The organism is Streptococcus halichoeri (genome assembly GCF_009870755.1).
Classification (GTDB): domain Bacteria; phylum Bacillota; class Bacilli; order Lactobacillales; family Streptococcaceae; genus Streptococcus; species Streptococcus halichoeri.
Genome location: NZ_WLZU01000026.1, coordinates 1 through 19,962, shown reverse-complemented (window position 1 = coordinate 19,962; position 19,962 = coordinate 1). Strand labels below are relative to the sequence as shown.

Here is a 19,962-nt window from a genome sequence, read left to right as displayed (position 1 = left end):
AAACCTGTCACTACTTTTGACGACAGTGTCAGATGAGCGTAAGTGGGTTTAAGGAGAACGGTAGGCTCCAATCAACTTTTAGCCACGACTTAGCTTGTTGACTCTATTTAAATAATCGATGCGGTTGTTTTTTGCTCCTTAGCTCATTTAACCTTCCGTCTTATCATCTAAATCCTTCTCATCACTCTTTCACCTAATCAAATACCAGCTCAACTTATTATTCGAAAAAAACAAAGGAAGTCTTAAAAAACATACAAACTGGGGAAGTTAAAGCTTTACAAACTAGACTTATGCAGACTCAATACACAAACGTCAATAACTTCTTTAAATAAAAAAGCCTCACGCTCAAATCTGGCGACTCTGAGCGTGAGGCAAATCATGTATGAGAAACAAGCATTAAATGGCTCGTTTTTTGGGCCCATTTTAATAGAAAAATAAGGTAAAAAACGGGTGAACACCTTTAAAACCTTGATGCACCAATAGGATAAACGGAGGACATGGGATTTGAACCCACGCGCGCTGTTACACGCCTGACGGTTTTCGAGGCCGTTCCCTTAAGCCAGACTTGGGTAATCCTCCAATGGTTAAGCATACTATACCATCAATTAGGCAAAATAGCAAAGCTTTTCCAGCTTAGACGATACTAAAGAGTAATCTAAAAGAAGAAAAACAGCCGTTACCCACGCGCAAAAGCGTGAACGGTCGCTTGTTTAGGTAATTTTTGTTAAAATGAATAAAACAAATGAAAAGAAAGAGACGCAATTTATGAAACTCATCTCCTGGAATATTGATTCCCTAAATGCCGCCTTAACTAGTGATTCGCCACGCGCTATGCTCTCACGCGCTGTCATTGAAACCTTGGTCGCTGAAGATGCTGACATTATCGCTATTCAAGAAACCAAGTTATCCGCCAAAGGACCAACCAAAAAACACCTTGAGATTATCTTGACTTACTTCCCCAACTACCATCACGTCTTTCGCTCATCGGTGGAACCAGCTCGCAAAGGCTATGCCGGAACCATGTTTCTTTACAAAAAAGAGCTTAATCCCATCGTTAGCTTTCCAGAAATCGGTGCCCCTAGCACCATGGACGCCGAAGGGCGCATTATCACTTTAGAATTTGCCAATTGCTATGTCACTCAAGTCTATACGCCAAATGCCGGTGATGGCTTACGGCGTCTAGCAGAACGGCAAGTTTGGGATGAAAAGTATGCTACTTACCTAGCTGAGCTGGACCAGAAAAAGCCCGTTTTGGCCACTGGCGACTACAATGTTGCCCACAAAGAAATTGACCTGGCCCACCCAGCCAGCAACCGCCGCTCACCTGGTTTTACAGACGAAGAGCGCGCAGGCTTTACTAGCCTTTTAGATCGCGGCTTCACTGATACCTTTCGGCTGATTCACGGTGATGTCCCAGATGTCTACTCTTGGTGGGCACAGCGAAGTAAAACAAGCAAAATCAATAATGCAGGCTGGCGGATTGATTATTGGTTGGTCTCCAATCGCCTTGCTGATCTCGTAACCAAATCAGAAATGATTCATTCAGGCACACGCCAAGATCATACTCCCATTGTCCTAGAAATTGAGTTATCTTGCTGATGCAAAACGATTGTAAAAGCTGGGCTAAGTTTTTGCAGTAGGGCTTGAGCAGTCATCTCCAAGGGGGTAAAGGATAGGCAAGCAAAGCAATTGAAAAAGAATGACCAGCAAGCTATAATAAGGTCTCATACTAAAGTGTATCGGAGAAACATATGATTCAAAAATAAACAACCATGCTTTATATGAAAGATCCAAAAGCTGCAGCCGACTTTTGGTGCCAAAAAGTTGGCTTCCTATTGATTGAGGAAACTCCAATGGGAGAGACGCGTTCCTACCAAATCGCACCAAGCTTGGATGCTAGCTTTAGTTTTGGGATTCACGATCAACAGCTAGTTGCTGCTCAAAACCCTGAGCTAAACTTAGGTTTTCCTTCGGTTTTGTTAGAAACCGATGATTTACAAAGTACGCACGCTAAGCTAACTAAAGCTGGCGTTAAAACTAATCCAATCATGGACTTCCAAGGCATGGTTCACTTCACCTTTGTCGATACTGAAAATCACTATATTGCTGTTCGCCAAGCGCCAACAAAGAAGGAAAACTAAAAATGGTCAAAGCACTAAACGTATATCTTATTACTGATGGCAATGGTCAAGAAGCCGTTCGCTTCTACCAAGAAGTCTTTGATGCTGAGTTGCTCAGCCTGACCTTGTGGCAAGACCAAATCCCTGATTGTCCTAAGGATCGAGCACAATTAGTACTAAATGCTCAATTGGCTTTTGATGGCATTATTCTTCAGCTATCTGATGAAAATCCCGATAATAGCTACCGTCCGGGGACAAATATGTCTGCTGCTATTATAGTGGATAGCGTAGAGGAGGCACAAAAACGCTATGACAAATTGGCAGTTGATGCAAAATCCATTGCCCTTCCTCTGCAAGAAACCTTTTGGAGCCCCGCCTATGCTAATCTGATTGATAAATTTGGTATATTTTGGCAAATCAGCACCGAACTTTAATATAAAAGGCCCGCCTATTCCCCCATATAATCAATGGGTGAGCAGGCAGGGCTTTTTAGTCGGTTAGAGGTAAGGCCTGATAGGGCGAGCGATAGCCGATCTGTAATAGGGTGTCACCTTGCACTAAGAGGGGTCGTTTAATTAACATACCATCTAAAGCCAGGAGCTTGCTGGCTTGCTCAATGGTCAAATCATCAATCTTATCTTTTAAACCTAATTGGCGATAGCTATTGCCACTAGTATTAAAAAATTGCTTAAGCGTGAACTTTCCTTGGTTCATCCACTGAATTAATTGTTCTGCTCTTGGGGGCCTTGCTTTGATGTCAATGGCCTGCCATTGGTCTTGAGCTAATAAGCTTTGTAATTCAGCTTTAGCTCGTTGACAGGTCGAGCATTTAGGGTATTCATAAAAGGTAATCATAGAGTCTCCAATCTGTTTTGTTCATGGTCTAAGAGCCAGGCCTTACGTTCAAGGCCACCAGCATAGCCGGTTAGCTGATGATTCCTTCCTAAGACACGATGACAAGGAAGAAAGAGTAAGAGGGGGTTACGCCCCAGGGCTGCGCCAATGGCTTGCGCAGAACGACAGTTCAGCTTTTTAGCGATTTGTCCATAAGTCTGCGTCTGCCCATAGGGGATAGACTGCAAAGCCTGCCAAACAGTATTTTGAAAAGGGGTTCCCCGTAGCGCCAAGTAATCAGGTAGTTCAGGCTTCTCCCCTTGAAAATAAGCATCCAACCACCACTGGGCTTTGACTAACACAGAAGTCTCGGTTTGATTTGTTTGACTGAGATCAAAAAATCGGCTGAAACTGTCCGTTTGATCGCAAAAACAAGCTCCCAACAGCTGACGACACGAGGCCAGCAAGAAAATCTCCCCGATTGGGGAGGTGTAGATGGTTTGATAATAGGTCATCTCTGTACACCTCAGTCATGAATAAGGATAAGAAGCTTCTTCATCAAGGTATTGAATCGGAGCTTTAGCTTGTCCATCTGTGAGCAGCTGGTAAGCTAAGCGCTCACCCGCCAAGGGAATCTTGCCACAATAGGTAAAGCCGAGTTTTTCTAGTAGGCCTTGCATGGCACGGTTCTTTTCATGCGTATCACAGCGAAAGTCTGTTTGAGCCAGCCCCTCCATCATTCCTTGCAAAAAAATCTGTGCTAAACCCTGACCTTGCCATTGCTGGCTCAAGACTAATCGATGAAAGACTACATAATCTTTCGTTTGAGTCAGCCACTGTCCCTCATAGATGGCTTCATAGGCTTCCTCGCCGCCTTGCACAACCGCTACATAGCCGATAATCTCGCCTGCTTGGCAAGCAAGATAGGCCTGCCCTTGCAAAATGTCATTGCTTATCACTTGATAGTCAGGATAGGCATCCTGCCACTGGTCACTACCATAAGCCGCCATCTGACGCTTAGCCTGTTCAAAAAGCGGCAGGATTTGGTTAATTTCGTTGGGAAAGGCTAATCGAATGTCCATGGTATAATCCCTCCTTAGCTTTTGCTATTGCGCTTATCTGTTGCACTCAATCGAACAATCCAGCAGTAAATCTAAAGCACTAAGCAAGCTTAGTTTACTTGTGCTGATTGCTGATGCTGTACAGCTTTTTTTGCTGCACCAGCCTATTTTCTTTAAGTATAGCAAAGGCCAAACAATTTGACAAAACATTCTTAACCACATAGTAAGGTATTTGATTTCATGCTATAATGAAAGAAGATTAGCAATCGCTAACATAAGGAGATTTAAATGATTTTAAGAGAATTCTGTGCAGAAAATCTAACAGCATTACCTCAACTTCAAGCAGGAAATGTCGCTCGTGTGGAGCTCTGCGATAATTTAGCTGTTGGGGGGACCACCCCTAGCTATGGTGTCATCAAGGAAGCTTGTCGCTTGCTACATGAAAAGGGCATCTCAGTGGCCGTGATGATTCGACCACGCGGGGGTAACTTTGTTTATAATGATACAGAATTACGGGTCATGGAAGAAGACATCCTTCAAGCCGTTACCCTAGAAGCTGATGCTCTTGTCTTTGGTATCTTAACAATCGACAATCAGATTGACCGCGAAGCTATTGAACAACTCTTACCCGCAACCCAGGGGATTCCTTTGGTATTTCACATGGCTTTTGATGCCATCCCAGAAAAAGAGCAATTCCAAGCTCTTGATCAGTTGGTGGAACTGGGCTTTACCCGAATTTTGCTGCATGGTTCAAAGGCCGAGCAGCCCATTCATGATAATATTGAACATTTAAAAGCTTTGAATGCTTACGCTGACCAGCGTATTGAATTGATGATTGGTGGAGGCGTGACTGCCGATAACTATCAAGATTTAACTGCCCAAACAGGCATCACTCAGGCCCACGGCACTCGTATCTGTTAAGCCTTATTAAGAAATTAAAAAAAGAGAGTAGACTGATTTGATATGACACCTGTCTCTTATAATTTTGACGCGCATTTTGTTTTTTACGTCAAAACTATGAGAAAAATCTATCAATTGTCTGACCTCTTTTTTTACTTGTAACGCCATGTGAACATCAGCCTTTACTCTGGTGATAGTCTGCATATAAGGCTTGACGATTGCGTCCTAAGGCTTTAGCTACTGCCTTGATTGCTTGATTTGGTTTTTCACCGGCTTGAATGCGAGCTTCAATCAGGGCAAGAGGATCCTGATGCGCTAGTTCTTGTTCATAGGCACTCTCACCTTTATCTCCTTCGACAATAATCAAGCATTCTCCTTTTAAAGGATGAGTTTCGATAAAGGTCCGAATCTCGGAGATAGTCCCCCGCTGATATTCTTCAAAGCGTTTTGTTAGCTCCCGCACAAGGACAAGCTTACGATCACCATAAATAGCTTGCATGTGCTTGAGCGTATCAGCCAGCCGGTAGGGCGATTCATAAAAAATCTGGGTTTCTGGGTATGCTTTTTTGCTTTCAAAAAAGGCTGCTTGTTGCCCCTTTTTGCGAGGTAAAAAGCCGTAAAAGACATGAGGTTGAGGCGCTAAACCACTAGCAATCAAAGCCGTAATACCAGCACTAGGGCCGGGTAAAGCAACCACCGGAATCGCCGCTTGAAGGGCTGCTTGGACCAAATCATGACCAGGATCAGAAATGGAGGGCATGCCCGCATCTGATACCTGGGCTACCGATTTTCCTGACAATAACCACTCCAGGATCTGAGGAATTTTGTCATAAGCATTATGCTGATGAAAGCTAACCTGCCTTGCGGTAATTTGAAAATGCTTGAGCAATAGACCAGTGTTTCTGGTATCCTCAGCACAAATAAGGTCAACAGCTTTTAAGGTTTCCAGCGCACGAAAAGTCATGTCTTGTAAATTACCAATCGGGGTTGGCACCAGGTATAGGGTACCTGATGCTTGCTCTTCTTTAAAACTTTTTTGAACTCGCATTATCTTACTTTCTGTCTAATAATTCCCGACAAAACATGCACTCTTCATCATTTTCACGGCGCTGACCGTAGAAAAAGTTACAAATATGAAAACCCTCTTCATAAATGGTTTCCAAGTGTTCCTTTCCTTGACTAGGAGAGGTCTTAACACTGTTTTCGTGCTCATGCTCTAATTGGCTTAAACGTTCGCGAAGCTTGGTGTTTTCTAGACGAAGAACGGTGTTTTCTTCAACCAAGCCCTGCACTTGCTTTTTCATAGCTTCAATATCAGCCAGGGTCACCATCAAATTTTGTGAAAAGTCATCAAAAGCATCAAATAATTCGCGTTTATCCACTGATTGTGACCTCCTCTAATGCGTAATGAACAATGGGATAATGATCAAAAAAGCGAACAGCCACCACATCATTAAAAATGTCAATGCCTGTTACAATAGTTTGATCATCTTTGGTAAGGACTGTCTGTCCAAAATCAGGAAACTTAGCCTTACTTTCTTGATAGAACTGATCTTCGTATTGTAAGCAACATAGCAAGTGACCACAATAACCGCTTGATTTGCCCGATGAGAGTGATAGATTTTGATTCTTAGCCATTTTGATTGACAGTTTGGGAAATTCTCCCAGAAAACTAGAACAACACAGGGGACGGCCGCAAGGTCCTAAGCCACCTGATATACGAGCTTGAGCTCGGCTATTAATCTGCTGCAGTTCAATGCGCATCCGAAAGTGAGCAGCTAAGTCTTTTAATAAATTTCTAAAATCAACACGTTTATCAGAGGCAAAGGTGATTAAAACAAATTGGCGATCCAGGGGAAAGATGATTTCTTGAAGCTTTACTGTTAACTGATTGGATTGCAGTAAGGCCTGAACCTTAGCATAAGACGCCTTAGCAGCATAGTCATTAGCTGTGGCAGCTTGAATGTCCTTGACCGTTGCTCTTCTTAGGCATTTTGGGAGTTGTTTTGGCACTTCCTTATCAGCCATCATACGTGCTGGTTCATTGACTTCACCTAGATAGATAGCCTTGCCTTCTTTGATGAGCACCTGCGTCCCAATTGGATAAGCTTCTTGTGTTTGGACCAAGTGGCCTTGGGCATATTTACGATAGGTTACACCAATCACTTGCTTCATGTTATCACCATATATTCTAATGCATTTTGAAAACTCACGTTGCTTTGCCACATTAACCGAGCCTGGTAGAGACCTTCAAGATAGTGAAGAGACCAAGGGGCACCATATTGGCTAGACAAGAGCACCGTCAACAATTGAAAAGTGCGGTCTTGATCTTGCTTTTCTGGGGCTAATTGGCTAATGCGGCTAACTTCAATATAAGCCTGGGCTTTCTGACTTAATAACAAGTCCACAAAACGTTGACACCCATTGATTAAGTCTAAAAGCTTGTTATCTGCCATTAGCACCTCGAGATGAGCGGGATTTTTAGCCAACTGGGCTAAGAGCTGGGCTTGGCTTTTTAAAAGGCCCTGCTGCTGTGCTTGTTGCACCAAGTAGTCTTGATTCTTGGGAAATCGAAAGACCTGCGTTCTGCTTTTGATGGTCGGCAAGACTTGGTTTTCATCATTAGTCAGTAAAAAAATGTAAGAGTCGCTTTGTGGTTCCTCGATATATTTTAGGAGACTGTTAGCAGCATTTGTATGCATTTTTTCACAGTCTTTTACAATAAAGACCTGACGATTACTTTCATAGCCCGTTGATGAAAATTGGCGCAACATTTCGCGTACTGTCTCTGTCTTAATCACCTGGCCAGCTGGTTCCAAAAGGGTCACATCCGCATAGTCTTCTTGGGCAATTAAATGACAGGTGCGACAATGACCACAAGGCAAATGGTCCTTGGGTTGCTCACAAAAGAGCGCTTGTGCCAAATAGATAGCCATATCATAATTAGCATAGTCTCCTGCAAAGAGATAAGCATGACTCAAGCGATTGTGCCCAATAATCTGCTGAAATTGCTGAAATATTTCTGGTGCTAACTCTTGAATTGCCACTAACTTTCCTCTCCTTGATGTTTGGCCAAAAATGGTCTTAACACTTGCACAGTATCTGCAACAACTGATTCAAAATCCTGCGAAGCATCAATCGTTACAATCCGCTCGGGATAAGCCTTAGCCAAGGCCTGATAACCTGCTCGCACCCGCTGATGCAACTCTAGTTGTTCTAAATCAAGGCGATTGACTTCGCGCTGTCCATTTTGTGAAATCCGGCTCAAACCAATATCAGAAGGCACATCAAAATAAAGTGTTAAATCAGGCAAACGCCCATCAGTAGCATAATGATTGAGCCACTGAATGGCCTCAATGTCCAGCCCACGCCCATACCCTTGATAAGCTACTGAACTGTCAATAAACCGGTCCATAATCACACATTGCCCTTGCTCAAGAGCTGGTTTGACTTTTTCAACCATATGTTGCCTGCGTGCAGCAATATAAAGGAGAAGCTCTGTCTTAGCATCCATTGCTGAATGGTTAAGATCTAAAATCACTTCACGAATCGCCTCTGCTATAACAACACCACCTGGTTCTCGGCTGGTCACAAGCTGCCCAGCAAGCAGAGTGTTTAATAGTGGTAGAATTTCTTGTAAAACACTGGTTTTACCAGCACCATCTGGCCCTTCAACCGTAATCAGTAGTCCTTTTTTCATGGTCACCTTTATATCCTTAATAGTTCTATTTTACCAAAAATCACACAAAAAAACACGGTCAATCTGAGCGTGTTAACTGTTGCAATCACTGCATTACTCAGCCACATGCCTATATGCATAAAGCCCAAAGAGGCAACATAAAAGGGCTTAGGCTGCCTTTGATGGCAAGCCCTAGCAAAAGGGATTGACGTGGTTTACAGCTTTTGTCTTAAGGTGGTTCTGTGGTCACAGCAAAGCTTGTCGTTTCCAGCTCAATCTAAGACCACCTGCTTAGCTAGCAAAGTTACAAAAAAAGGTCCCACCATCTAACCTAGCTGTGCTCATTAATCATCAACCATTTAAGCAAAAGCCTTTTTCAGCCTGTAAGGTCATTAGCCAGCTAGTAAGCAGTTGCGCCTGATTCGTCTTCTTGTCGATGCAGGTTACCAACAAAACGAGTATCAATAGCAGCCAGCTCTGAGGGTTTCACCTTTTTGACAAAGCGTAATTTACTTAACTCTTCTATTTTCTGAGCAACTTCTGACTGATTCACATATAAATACAGATAACGAGAGCGTTTAGAGTGGTAATGGAGATCACCATACTTCATCACTTTGCGCGCATCGCGATTATAATAGAGATACACAACTAGACCTTGTCTCTCTTGTTTTTGATACATGGTTTATCTTTGATCCTTTTCTTTTATATTCTTATAAATCCCTTGAGGATGGGGGTACTTTTTTGGCTGCCAGGGGCAGACCGGTATCCACAAAAATAGTGGGCGATACAGCCTCAGCCAGGCTTTGGGTCACCTGCGCCAGCAATTTTTGAAAATCAACCTCCGCATAACGTAGTTGAACCATGGCCGGGTGCAAATCTAATTGCTTTTTGCAGGCTAGAACTTGCTGCCGAAGTGCTGACAAATGGCTAACATCCTTGCTATGTCTGGCAGCTTCCTCGTAGGTGTCCACTAATTGCTGAAAAGCCTGAATACGGCGCCCAAGCTCTGTATCTTTGTGTACTTACTTACTTGCTAGCTGATAGTGCCCATATTGAGGAGTGTTTTTCAGGGCTTGCACCAAGTCTAAGGCGGCAGCTTCTAAGGCAAATAAATGATCATTAACGGCTAACATACTTTTGATTATATCATATTTTTAGCAGAGTCGCTCAGCTAGGAGTACGCAAAAAACACTTAAGCCAGGACTTAAGTGTTTATGTTTGAGAGCGTCACCTAATGCTACACCCTAGTGTGAACCTTAGACTAGCTCGTTATTTTCCATAATTTCATCAATAAAGCCATAAGCCAGCGTTTCTTCTGCCGTCATCCAATTATCACGCTCAGCATCTTTGTGAATTTGTTTGATGGTCTTGCCAGAATTTTGGGCCAAGATTTTTTCCAAACGATGACGCGTTTTCAAGAGATGCTCAGCAGCAATGGCCATGTCTGATTGTTGCGTACCGCCACCGGTGCCACCCATTGGCTGGTGAATCATGTACTCCGCATTAGGCAACATGAAGCGTTTGCCTTTTGTACCAGATGAGGCAATGACTGTCCCCATTGAGGCAGCCATCCCCATAACAATCGTTTGCACGTCTGATTTGATGAAATTCATCGTATCAACAATCGCTAAACCAGCCGAGACAGAGCCACCAGGCGTATTGACGTAAAGGTAAATATCTTTGGTATTATCTTGTGCATCCAAGAATAATAGCTGCGCGATAATACTGTTAGCAAGATTGTCTTCGACCGGACCAGTCAACATAATGATACGGTCTTTTAATAAACGCGAATAAATGTCGTAAGAGCGTTCGCCACGACTTGTTTGTTCAATAACAACAGGAATCATAGAAATCTCCATTCTATTTATGATTGACAAACAGGGTTCATCAACCATGATATTAATGATTGATACTATTATAAGCTAATGGTCAACAAAGGTCAAATATTTGCTTTGCCAAAGGCTAACTTTTCGCCCATATCAAGGTTTGCTCCTTTGGTGCTTTAACTCAGTGCCTACTTAAAAAAGGGCTTAGCACGTTATTTTGTCCCAAAGAGACGGTCACCCGCATCACCAAGACCAGGCACAATATAGCCATTTTCATTTAGTTTTTCATCAAGGGCTGCTGTATAAATGTCCACATCAGGATGAGCAGCATTTAACTTAGCAACGCCTTCTGGGGCTGCAACCAGACAGACAAATTTAATATTAGTAGCACCGCGTTTTTTCAACGAATCAACCGCTAAAATAGCAGAGCCACCAGTTGCTAGCATGGGATCAACGATAAAAATCTGCCGTTGGTCAATATCTTCAGGAAGTTTTACCAAATATTCAACTGGTTGCAATGTTTCTTCATCGCGATACATACCAATATGACCAACTTTGGCAGCCGGCACCAAACTCAAAAAACCATCAACCATACCAATCCCTGCTCGAAGGATAGGAACAATGGCTAGCTTTTTCCCTGAAAGTTGTTTTTGCACGGTGGTCGCCACCGGTGTTTCAATCGCAACATCTTCTAATGGGAGATCACGCGACACTTCATAGCCCATCAGCATGGCAATTTCGTTTACTAATTCACGAAAATCTTTGGTTGAGGTATCTTGACGACGTAAGATTGATAACTTGTGTTGAATGAGCGGGTGTGAAATCACTTGACATTTTCCCATTTTGATTACTTCCTTCTTCTTTTTTCACTTTTAACATTATAGCAAAAAAAATTTGATTTTGCTTGATTCTTTAAGACTTTTCAAGCTTATTTTTTAAGTCGGGTAAGTAAGAAAGCCCGGGCGAAAACCCAAGCTTTCTGTGGTCATTGATGAATAAAATAGGGCACATCCTGCCTGAAAAGGGGCGGCTAAACAAGTCAGAGTAACTAATATATGATTTGCCTGCCTTTTGCTGGCTACTAAGCAAGGTGAAGCTTTTGGCGCAATTTTTTAGCTTTGCTTTCACCAATAAAACGATCAAGCAGATGCGTAGCAAGGGCGAGATAGCCATAAACACCAAAACCAATCGCACCGACAATCGTTAAGTAAAGCAGACTAGTCAAGCGATCGATTGGAATGAGCACCATGCCTAAGAGCCAGCTGACAAGCAGCACCACTAGCCCCATGATGAGGGTAATAAGGCTAACAAGCAAAACTTGCCGGCGCAATCTTTGGCGATTGAAATGGGTTACTTTGTGCAGGCGATGATACATCAGATAAATAGGCACAAAAAGAGCCACACAGGTTGCAAGGATTGGGCCATAAGCATGGAAGACATAAATCGCAGGGATTTGTAAAAGCAGTTTAACCATAATCCCATACATAAAATAAAGTAAAGCTTTGCGATTTTCAAATAAGGCCTGAAGCATCGGCGATAAGAGCGAGTAAAGCGCTAGAAAAATCGTTTGGACAAGAGCCGCTATAAACAAATGAATCGCCTGATTACTGCTAGGACCATAAAAAATCGTATAGAGCGGACGAGCCAAAATAATGGCGCCAGTCAAAGCCGGCAAGATAAAAGCCAGCAGCATGGTGATATTATTAATAATCAATCTGGCCGCAGCATGCATGTCTTTTTTGACATAGTTCTCGGTTAAAAGGGCGATGCCCACTCCCCCAATGGAAGCTGCGACCGCAATCAAAATCATCGTAATCTTCGATGGATTAGCATTAAAGTAGCCAAACAGAACCAGTAATTGCGATTTCGAGTAGTTGGTCAAAAGCAACATCGTGTTAGAAAAGGTCCATTGGTCAATCAATTGAAAAGCTTGGATGGCACTGCCAATGATGATAAAAGGAATGGATTCTTTAATGGTTTCAAAGAGCAGGCCCTTAGCATCAATCTGATAGCTCAGCTGATTTTTGCGTAAGATGGCCTGGAGCAAGCCTTCGCGCCATAAATAATAAATCAGCACCGCCATGCTGGCAAGCATTCCGACAAAGGCCGCAAAGGTGGAGTGAGTCACTGCCTGAACGTAGTTCCCTGAGCCCAGCTGCATAATGTAGTAAGTCGTAAGCAACATCCAGATAACACGGATAAACTGCTCTGCAATTTGGCTTAGGGCAAAAGGCTTTAGATTATTGTAGCCTTGAAAGATGCCACGAATAACGCTCATTACTGGAAAGACAAGGACAGCCAAAGATAGGCTGTGCATGACTGGGATGAGTTTTGCATCACTACCTGATAAGCTAGCAAACAAAGGAGACGTGACATACATGATGACAGAGAAAAACACACCAAGTCCAACCATTAGCTTTAAGGTAGTTCGAATCAACTGGTAACTATGCTCTTTTTGGCCCATAGAATTGTACTTTGCCACTTGTTTAGCAATAGCTACATTCAGCCCCGTCGTTGACACCAATAAAAAATAGGCATATACATTATAGCCCATATTAAAGAGTGCATTGGCTTGCGTGCCATATCGGCCCATCCAAATTAACCAAGGGATGATATAGACAACCCCTAATAGGCGACTGGTGAAATTGCTAACAGTTGACCAAATCGTCCCTCGTAGCATTAATTGTTCTTGCGTTGCTTGCGCTTTTTTTCTTGGCATTTTTTAACATTCCATTCTATAAGTAGCTATATTATAAACTTTTGCCTCATACTTGTAAATCATCAACTTTAAAGATAAAATAAGAACTATGATAAGAATTGAACAGACTATTGATATTTTAAAACAAGATCATAATTTTCGAGAAGTAATCAGGCAGGGCCATTATTTTTATAACTATAGCGGCCTTTCTTTTACAAAGCTTAGCTACGATTCTCGGACAGCCGATGCAGAAACACTTTTTTTTGCCAAGGGTGCTTCTTTTAAAAAAGAATACCTTGAGCAGGCCTGCCAAAATGGCCTGCAGGCTTATGTCTCTGAGGTTGATTATGACTTACCAATTCCCGCCATTATTGTCAGTGACATCAAACATGCAATGAGCTTGATTGCTATGGCTTTTTATGATAACCCCCAAGATAAGCTGCAATTGCTAGCATTTACAGGAACTAAGGGCAAAACCACGGCAGCCTACTTTGCCTATCAGATATTAAGCCAAAGCCACAAACCAGCGCTCCTTTCCACCATGAACACCACACTTGATGGCAAAACCTTTTTTAAATCAACCCTAACTACACCTGAAAGTCTTGATCTCTTTCAAATGATGGCGACTTGTGTGGCAAATGGCCGCACGCATCTCGTTATGGAAGTCTCAAGCCAAGCCTACTTAGTTGGTCGTGTCTATGGCTTAACCTTTGATGTAGGCGTCTTTTTAAATATCAGTCCTGACCATATTGGCCCGATTGAACATCCAAGTTTTGAGGATTACTTTTATCATAAGCGACTGTTGCTGGACAATAGCCGTGCTGTTATCATCAACAGCGGCATGGATCACTTTGCCATTGTCAAGGAGCAGATCGCTCATAAAGCTCATGACCTTTATGGTGCTGACTCAGACAATGCTATCATTGACAGTCAGGCTTTTACATTTACAGTTAGCGGCAAACTGGCTGGTCAGTATAAAATTAGACTCATCGGCCGCTTTAATCAAGAAAATGCCATCGCTGCTGGCCTAGCTTGCTTACGTCTGGGTGCTTCGCTGCCAGATATTGCAACTGGCATTGCCACCACGCAGGTCCCCGGAAGAATGGAAGTCCTCAACCATCCTTTAGGAGCCAACATCTTTGTCGACTACGCCCATAATGGGGATAGCCTCGCCAAATTAATCTCTGTAGTTGAGGAGCATCAAGCTGGCCATTTAACGGTGATCTTAGGCGCTACTGGTAATAAGGGCGAGAGTCGCCGAGCTGATTTTGGTAAAGTACTCAACCAACACCCCAACCTGAATGTTATATTAACCGCAGATGACCCCAACTTTGAATCACCACAAGCCATCTGTGAAGAGATTGCACGTTACATCAGTCGTCCAGTGACCATTATTACTGATCGCCAAAAGGCCATTGAAACTGGTTTGACCTATTGCAAAAAAACCGGTGATGCCCTAATCATCGCCGGTAAAGGAGCAGATAAGTATCAAATTGTAAATGGGGTTAAAGAGGATTACCCTGGAGACTTAGCCATTGCACAGCAAGCTCTTAGTAGAAACTAGCTCCTTTTAAGAACTTAAAATGGTTTTTAACCAAGTATTTTTTCAGCCTGCTTTTTCCATGTCAGGCTGAAATAACAACATTAGCATTAAGCTTAAGAAAATTGTACTGATGACGTTAGAAAACTCTCAGGACAAGACACTTAAGCTTTTTTAGATTTGATAACAAACAAGTTGGCATCCAAAAGGCAACGGTTAAGAGCCGTGATTGTGGTTCAAGCGCAAACAACAAACCGTTTATTGTGCACTGAATTGTAAACTTTCTGGCTCAACCTGCATAGCTAACTGATAGCTATCATCACCAAGTGGCTTAAGATAGCCTAATAAAACCAAGGCTTGCCAAAAAATATCGGGCCGTTTTTGCTTCACACTATCATGAGTTAAGAACTTAAGTAACCATTGGCTGATATATTTCATAGCATAGGCGGGATTAACATCACCCAAGAGCTGATAGAGAGGAACTTGTTGGCTGCTCATCGGATAACCCTTGGCCAACTTGTAAAAAACATTGTTCAGAGTGAGGCGCTGCCGCTCAAAATCCGTTTCTTCAAGTAGAATCAGGTGATTGTTTTGAGAAGTCAAGCTTGTCGAGTAAACATAGGTCTTGAGACGCTGATGCGCTTGGGACTGATCATCAATAATCAATAGTTGATCCAGCGGTGGCTTCTCAAAGGCATCAGCAATAGCTAGATGATTAACATAACGCCGATTTTCGCGATACACATAGCCAGCTTCAATAATCTTATCTAACTCCCGATCGCTATTAGGATAGGCCGGTAGGGCCTGCTTGATTTGTCGCAACGTTACCTCCTCATGCTGATCAAGGTAATTGATCAGTTCAAAGAAATAGGCAGTTCCAGTCAGTTTATCAGGATTAATCACACGTAACATATTTTTATTATACCAAACAACCTCAGCAGGTCTAAACGCTTAAACCACATTGATGTCTAAGAAGGACGCTTTTTTGAGTTGTGCATTCATCTGTTGACAGCCAAAAAGAGGTGAGAATAGAACTTCCTCACCCCCTTTTTTGTAGGCTGATAAGTAACTATAAGCCAAAGCTCTCAGTCAGTTGTGGCACGACTTGTTTTTTCCGAGAAACAGCTCCTGCTAAGAAAGCGTGGTTGTTTTCTAAAACAAAATCAAAAGCTTTTTCAATCTTATCCATATTGGCACCAAGAGCAAGAATTTCCGAATTAGAATTAACAATATCCGTAATCATCAACACAAAGTCAGAATACCCTTCCTTTGCCATAGCTTCTAAGATAGCTTCTTCAATAGCCGCTTGGCGAGTGAGTACTTCAGCAATATCAACTGTGTTGACCTGAGCGACACGCACAGCATTGCCATTTAATTCAAAGGTTTTAGCATCAATATCAATTAATTGAGCCTCGGTTTTGCTTGCAAGATTAGTCCCAGCCTTCAACATCGCCATACCATATTCTTCAAGAGAAACCCCAGCGATTGCTGCTAGTTCTTCAGCTACTTTATGATCAGAAATATGGGTTGTTGGTGATTTTAGCAGCAAGGTATCAGAAATCAATCCAGATAATAATAGACCTGCCATTTCTTTTGGTACTGCAACGTCACTTTCCTTAAACATCCGATAAACAATTGATGATGCTGATCCAACTGGCTCTAAACGCATATAAAGCGGATTAGCGGTTTCAAAATTACCAACACGGTGGTGATCAACCACGCCATATATTGTTAGCTCAGCAATATCAGAAATAGATTGCTGAAATTCATTGTGGTCGGTCAAAATGACAGTATCTACGCCTTCTGCTTTTGCTGATACCACCACCCGCGGAGCTTTAACGCCAAAATAATCCAAGGCAAAAGCAGTTTCTTCATTAGGTGTGCCCAAAGCAACTGCTTCTGTCTCTAATTGATAAGCTTCTCTTGCTAGATAAGCAAAAGCATAGGATGATGCAATAGCATCCGTATCTGGATTTTGATGACCAAAAACTAAAATCTTAGACATTCTTTTACCTCATTTATTATAATCACTTTATTTTAGCACGAATGTACCCTAAAATCAAAAATTATCAACAAAAAAGAGTAGTTGAGCATGGCTCAGCTACTAGTGATGATGCACCCGGCGCATGTATTCAGTATAGCTTTCTGTCTTCATAATATCTTTAGCATTTTGGACCCGTTCTTTGCTTGGCGGTTTTACCCCAGCTAAAGTATAAGGAATGCCCAATTCGCGCCATTTAAATTCACCCATCGTATGGTAGGGCAAAATTTCAAATTTATCAACATTCTTTAATGTCGCAACAAAAGCTCCCAATCGCTCCAAATGCTCATCAAAATCGGTCAAACCAGGAACTAGCACATGACGTATCCAGACCGGAATCCCCTTATCAGATAGGTACCTAGCAAATAACAAAATGTTGGTATTGGGCTGACGCGTTACGATTTTATGTTGCTCGGGGTCTATTTCTTTTAAATCAAGGAGAACCAGATCTGTCACAGCCAACAACTGATCCAGTTTAGCATGGTAGCTATCAGTCGGCCGGTAGGTAAACCCACACGTATCAAGTGTGGTATGAATGCCATGTTTTTTAGCTTCAATGAATAAGGCCGTAATAAAGTCGAGCTGGAGCATAGCTTCTCCACCAGATACTGTAATGCCACCTTTATCACCCCAAAAATGCTTGTATTGCATCGCTTCTTGTAAGACATCACTGACTGTACGGACTGTGGATTGATTGGTTTCTAGCTCCCAGGTATCAGGGTTATGACAGTATTGGCAACGCATCTTACAGCCTTGCATAAAAATGATAAAGCGAATGCCCGGACCATCTACTGAACCAAAACTTTCTGTCGAATGAATCATTCCAGTGACTTGGCCATAATCAACTTCTGACATAAGTCCCTCCTTCATTTTTGCAACCGTTTTTACATTTTCATTATACCATTTTCCCTGCTAAAACGATGGGCTTTTCCGCGGCATAAGCCAAATTCTGTTCTATAGTAGTCCGCAATCAGACACCCTAGTTTGTTTCAAAAAACTTATATCCGAACCGCTGCTGTTTCATTAAGCTACCCAAAATAAGCTTAAAAAGAAGCAGCTCTTTCCCAAAAATAGGGTGTTTCGAAAATTTTTTTGACCATGGCATTGCTCATATGCCCAGAACAAAACACTATGGTGGGGCTGCGCCAGCTAGCTTTGTTTCACAAACCACCTGAGTAGTCTGTTTCATGGCAGCCAACAATAGATAAAGCCATATGCGACTTACTAATGTAACTTTAGTCGTATTTCATTTAAGTTAGATGGGCCTTTTTGTCTGCATGAAAAAAGGCCTATAATCTCCAGAGTCGCGTTACCCACTACAGAAATTATAGAGTCAAAAGAAGACGGGTTTCGTCTCCTCTCGCGCTTAGTTATAAGTTATAAGTCACCCACTACAGTTGACAATGAGCCCAAAAAAAGCTCCATCATCCCTGTAGTAGTCTTCTCCACTACAGACATAATAAAGCCAAAAGTTAGACACAGATTCTAACGATTAGAGGTCATTTTAATCTAGATTTTATCTCTTAGTGTCATGCCAAGTCAGCCTAGCTAACATTCACTCATACTACAAGAAATCGCGCACTCGCACCTTTGAAGGGAGGAGTGCCTGTCTAGGATAAGAGGCAAGCAGGTGATTCTCTTTGAAACTAACAGTCGTGACAGCTGATCGACGCCGAAGGTTCGGGCCATTCAAAACAGTACAAACTTTAAGCTTTGCCTGTTAGCGCTGCATTCTAGTTAATAAAGATCAGTCAGTCGCTTTATCGCTACTGAAATCTTGAGCTGTTTCACGCTGAGACATAATCATCTTTAACTTAGTGATTCGGCCATCCTTAACTTTATCATTAATTAAGGTAATATGTTTATCCTTGTTATCAAGTTCAAAGATTTCTTTTTGGTCCTGACTAGGAATCGAGCCAATACCGGTTAAGTAAAAACCGGCAATGGTGTCCACATCATCACTCTCAAGTTCTGTTTCAAAATACTCATTGAAATCATTAAGGGTCATAGTGCCAACAACAATAAAGGTGTTTTCACCAATAACATGGACAAATTCTTCAGCCTTATCAGACTCATCATCAATTTCCCCAACGATTTCTTCCAAGAGATCTTCTAAAGTCACCAATCCAGCAACCCCACCATATTCATCAAGTAAGATAGCCATTTGGTTTTGGGTATTGCGCAGCTGTCTGAGCAAATCATCAACAAAGATTGTTTCAGGAACAAACAGAGGTTCTTGCAGGATTCGCCTAAAATTAATAGTGTCAAAGCCCTGCTTAAAGCCAGCTTCTAGCAGACGTTTGGTGTGGATAAGACCAATAATTTTGTCCTTATCACCATCGTAAACCGGAATCCGTGAAAAGCTTTGTCGCAAAATGTCAGTGATGGTTTTTTGAGGATCATCATTAATATCAACCATAAAGGCATCTGTGCGGGGAACCATGACTTCACGCGCCATCATCTCATCCAGTGAGAAAACGCCTTGCAACATCTCAATTTCTTCAGCATCAAGCGTCGCTTCGCTATTTGAGAGCATGTATTCAATCTCATCACGCGTCATTTGCTCATCGGCATCATCAAAAGTCATTGGTGTGATCCGACTGAGTAAATTAGTAGAAGCTGATAGGAGCCACACAAAGGGGCTGACTAGTTTGCCAATGATGATAATGACAGGAGCTGAGATAATCGCAAGGCGGTCTTTGAGGTTCATAGCAATCCGTTTTGGATAAAGTTCACCTAAGACGATAGAAACGTAGGTCAAAAAGACCAGGGAGCTAATGCTGCCAACTGTTTGGGCGGTGGTTGAACCACCTAGCCAACCGGCAATGACTTTGCCAAGCGAAGCTGATAGGCTAGCCCCTGATAAGAGGCCAATAAATGTAATCCCAACCTGAATAGTCGATAAGAAATTATTGGGTTGGTTCAAGACAGATAGTAAACGTTGGTATTTTTTATCGCCATCAGCTGCTTTTTGTTCAACGCGCGAGCGATTTAAAGATACTAAAGCCATCTCGCTGGCAGAAAAAAAGGCATTTAGCATGGTCAATACAAGTAATAGGAGGAACTGTAGCACTAAGGGCTGACTCCCAGGGTCTTCCATGACAAAAAATCTCCTAAAGTTAGATATAGTACCCACATTATACCATATTTTTCAAATCATGCTATCAAAATTTATTAGCTGCGGGCACAGCTAATAAGCACCTTTTTACTCAAGCAAAATAGCCCAAGACTTACTAAATGACTGCCTGGCTATTTTCCAAAAG

The 19,962-nt window shown here is 42.3% G+C and carries 21 protein-coding genes, 1 tRNA gene and 1 pseudogene; 5 read left to right on the top strand and 18 right to left on the bottom strand.

Translation table 11 applies throughout. The features are described 5' to 3' along the window. Positions 1 to 489: 489 nt before the first annotated feature. Positions 490 to 579 (bottom strand) — tRNA-Ser (locus tag GWD08_RS07095). Positions 580 to 765: 186 nt separating this feature from the next. Between GWD08_RS07095 and GWD08_RS07090 the strand changes: the two genes are divergently transcribed. The 3 genes from GWD08_RS07090 to GWD08_RS07080 all read left to right on the top strand — a co-directional run bounded on the left by GWD08_RS07090 (position 766) and on the right by GWD08_RS07080 (position 2,554). Further along, positions 766 to 1,599 (top strand): exodeoxyribonuclease III, encoded by an 834-nt coding sequence (locus tag GWD08_RS07090; RefSeq protein WP_159545003.1) that lies wholly within the window; start codon positions 766 to 768, stop codon positions 1,597 to 1,599. A gap of 173 nt (positions 1,600 to 1,772) precedes the next feature. Beyond that, positions 1,773 to 2,141: a VOC family protein gene (locus GWD08_RS07085; protein WP_244295511.1), complete on the top strand. Its 369-nt coding sequence runs from the start codon at positions 1,773 to 1,775 to the stop codon at positions 2,139 to 2,141. A gap of 2 nt (positions 2,142 to 2,143) precedes the next feature. After that, on the top strand, positions 2,144 to 2,554 hold the full coding sequence (locus tag GWD08_RS07080; RefSeq protein ID WP_159564944.1) for a VOC family protein: 411 nt from the start codon (positions 2,144 to 2,146) through the stop codon (positions 2,552 to 2,554). 55 nt (positions 2,555 to 2,609) lie between these two features. On the opposite strand, the gene GWD08_RS07075 is transcribed toward GWD08_RS07080, so the two are convergent. The 3 genes from GWD08_RS07075 to GWD08_RS07065 are packed head-to-tail and all read right to left on the bottom strand — an operon-like array spanning position 2,610 to position 4,036. Then, entirely contained in the window at positions 2,610 to 2,975 is a 366-nt protein-coding gene (locus GWD08_RS07075) for an arsenate reductase family protein (RefSeq protein ID WP_159544999.1), read from the bottom strand. Beyond that, positions 2,972 to 3,469 carry a methylated-DNA--[protein]-cysteine S-methyltransferase gene (locus GWD08_RS07070; RefSeq protein WP_159564942.1) on the bottom strand — a complete coding sequence of 166 codons (498 nt, stop codon included), beginning with the start codon at positions 3,467 to 3,469 and terminating at the stop codon, positions 2,972 to 2,974. The genes GWD08_RS07075 and GWD08_RS07070 overlap by 4 nt, the downstream gene beginning before the upstream one ends. A gap of 15 nt (positions 3,470 to 3,484) precedes the next feature. Beyond that, entirely contained in the window at positions 3,485 to 4,036 is a 552-nt protein-coding gene (locus GWD08_RS07065) for a GNAT family N-acetyltransferase (RefSeq protein WP_159564940.1), read from the bottom strand. A 267-nt stretch (positions 4,037 to 4,303) separates the two neighbouring features. Here GWD08_RS07065 and GWD08_RS07060 point away from each other — a divergent pair, with 267 nt between their 5' ends. After that, the gene (locus GWD08_RS07060) at positions 4,304 to 4,936 is read left to right on the top strand and encodes a copper homeostasis protein CutC (protein WP_159564938.1); all 633 of its coding nucleotides are present in this window, start codon (positions 4,304 to 4,306) and stop codon (positions 4,934 to 4,936) included. A 154-nt stretch (positions 4,937 to 5,090) separates the two neighbouring features. Here the strand turns inward: GWD08_RS07060 and rsmI are convergent, their stop codons facing one another. From rsmI to GWD08_RS07010, 10 genes and pseudogenes are all read right to left on the bottom strand, one after another. Next, complete coding sequence (gene rsmI / locus GWD08_RS07055; RefSeq protein ID WP_159564931.1) at positions 5,091 to 5,963, bottom strand: 16S rRNA (cytidine(1402)-2'-O)-methyltransferase; 873 nt, start codon at positions 5,961 to 5,963, stop codon at positions 5,091 to 5,093. Between the two features lie 4 nt (positions 5,964 to 5,967). Beyond that, positions 5,968 to 6,297 (bottom strand): DNA replication initiation control protein YabA, encoded by a 330-nt coding sequence (yabA, locus tag GWD08_RS07050; RefSeq protein WP_159544989.1) that lies wholly within the window; start codon positions 6,295 to 6,297, stop codon positions 5,968 to 5,970. Next, positions 6,290 to 7,090 carry a regulatory iron-sulfur-containing complex subunit RicT gene (gene ricT / locus GWD08_RS07045; RefSeq protein ID WP_159564929.1) on the bottom strand — a complete coding sequence of 267 codons (801 nt, stop codon included), beginning with the start codon at positions 7,088 to 7,090 and terminating at the stop codon, positions 6,290 to 6,292. Before ricT ends, yabA begins: the two co-directional genes overlap by 8 nt. Continuing rightward, positions 7,087 to 7,962: a DNA polymerase III subunit delta' gene (locus GWD08_RS07040; RefSeq protein WP_159564927.1), complete on the bottom strand. Its 876-nt coding sequence runs from the start codon at positions 7,960 to 7,962 to the stop codon at positions 7,087 to 7,089. Before GWD08_RS07040 ends, ricT begins: the two co-directional genes overlap by 4 nt. Then, positions 7,962 to 8,615, bottom strand: coding sequence for a dTMP kinase (tmk, locus tag GWD08_RS07035; protein ID WP_159564925.1), 654 nt, complete (start codon positions 8,613 to 8,615; stop codon positions 7,962 to 7,964). The genes GWD08_RS07040 and tmk overlap by 1 nt, the downstream gene beginning before the upstream one ends. A 379-nt stretch (positions 8,616 to 8,994) precedes the next feature. Further along, positions 8,995 to 9,273 carry a YlbG family protein gene (locus tag GWD08_RS07030; RefSeq protein ID WP_159564923.1) on the bottom strand — a complete coding sequence of 93 codons (279 nt, stop codon included), beginning with the start codon at positions 9,271 to 9,273 and terminating at the stop codon, positions 8,995 to 8,997. Between the two features lie 31 nt (positions 9,274 to 9,304). Continuing rightward, a pseudogene (locus GWD08_RS07025) lies at positions 9,305 to 9,604 on the bottom strand (YlbF/YmcA family competence regulator); the annotation flags it as partial. A gap of 246 nt (positions 9,605 to 9,850) precedes the next feature. Next, positions 9,851 to 10,441 (bottom strand): ATP-dependent Clp protease proteolytic subunit, encoded by a 591-nt coding sequence (locus tag GWD08_RS07020; protein ID WP_159544977.1) that lies wholly within the window; start codon positions 10,439 to 10,441, stop codon positions 9,851 to 9,853. A 191-nt stretch (positions 10,442 to 10,632) separates the two neighbouring features. After that, positions 10,633 to 11,262 (bottom strand): uracil phosphoribosyltransferase, encoded by a 630-nt coding sequence (gene upp / locus GWD08_RS07015; RefSeq protein WP_159544975.1) that lies wholly within the window; start codon positions 11,260 to 11,262, stop codon positions 10,633 to 10,635. Between the two features lie 239 nt (positions 11,263 to 11,501). Then, positions 11,502 to 13,139: a putative polysaccharide biosynthesis protein gene (locus tag GWD08_RS07010; protein WP_159564921.1), complete on the bottom strand. Its 1,638-nt coding sequence runs from the start codon at positions 13,137 to 13,139 to the stop codon at positions 11,502 to 11,504. Between the two features lie 88 nt (positions 13,140 to 13,227). Here GWD08_RS07010 and GWD08_RS07005 point away from each other — a divergent pair, with 88 nt between their 5' ends. Then, entirely contained in the window at positions 13,228 to 14,682 is a 1,455-nt protein-coding gene (locus GWD08_RS07005; RefSeq protein WP_159547817.1) for a UDP-N-acetylmuramoyl-L-alanyl-D-glutamate--L-lysine ligase, read from the top strand. A 234-nt stretch (positions 14,683 to 14,916) separates the two neighbouring features. On the opposite strand, the gene GWD08_RS07000 is transcribed toward GWD08_RS07005, so the two are convergent. The 4 genes from GWD08_RS07000 to GWD08_RS06985 form a co-directional block, all read right to left on the bottom strand. After that, positions 14,917 to 15,570, bottom strand: coding sequence for a DUF1803 domain-containing protein (locus GWD08_RS07000; RefSeq protein WP_159564919.1), 654 nt, complete (start codon positions 15,568 to 15,570; stop codon positions 14,917 to 14,919). Positions 15,571 to 15,727: 157 nt separating this feature from the next. Continuing rightward, positions 15,728 to 16,663, bottom strand: a complete 936-nt coding sequence (locus GWD08_RS06995; protein ID WP_159564917.1) for a manganese-dependent inorganic pyrophosphatase — start codon at positions 16,661 to 16,663, stop codon at positions 15,728 to 15,730. A 99-nt stretch (positions 16,664 to 16,762) separates the two neighbouring features. Next, positions 16,763 to 17,554 (bottom strand): pyruvate formate-lyase-activating protein, encoded by a 792-nt coding sequence (gene pflA / locus GWD08_RS06990; protein ID WP_159544965.1) that lies wholly within the window; start codon positions 17,552 to 17,554, stop codon positions 16,763 to 16,765. An 892-nt stretch (positions 17,555 to 18,446) separates the two neighbouring features. Then, complete coding sequence (locus tag GWD08_RS06985; protein ID WP_159564915.1) at positions 18,447 to 19,799, bottom strand: hemolysin family protein; 1,353 nt, start codon at positions 19,797 to 19,799, stop codon at positions 18,447 to 18,449. Positions 19,800 to 19,962 lie beyond the last annotated feature (163 nt).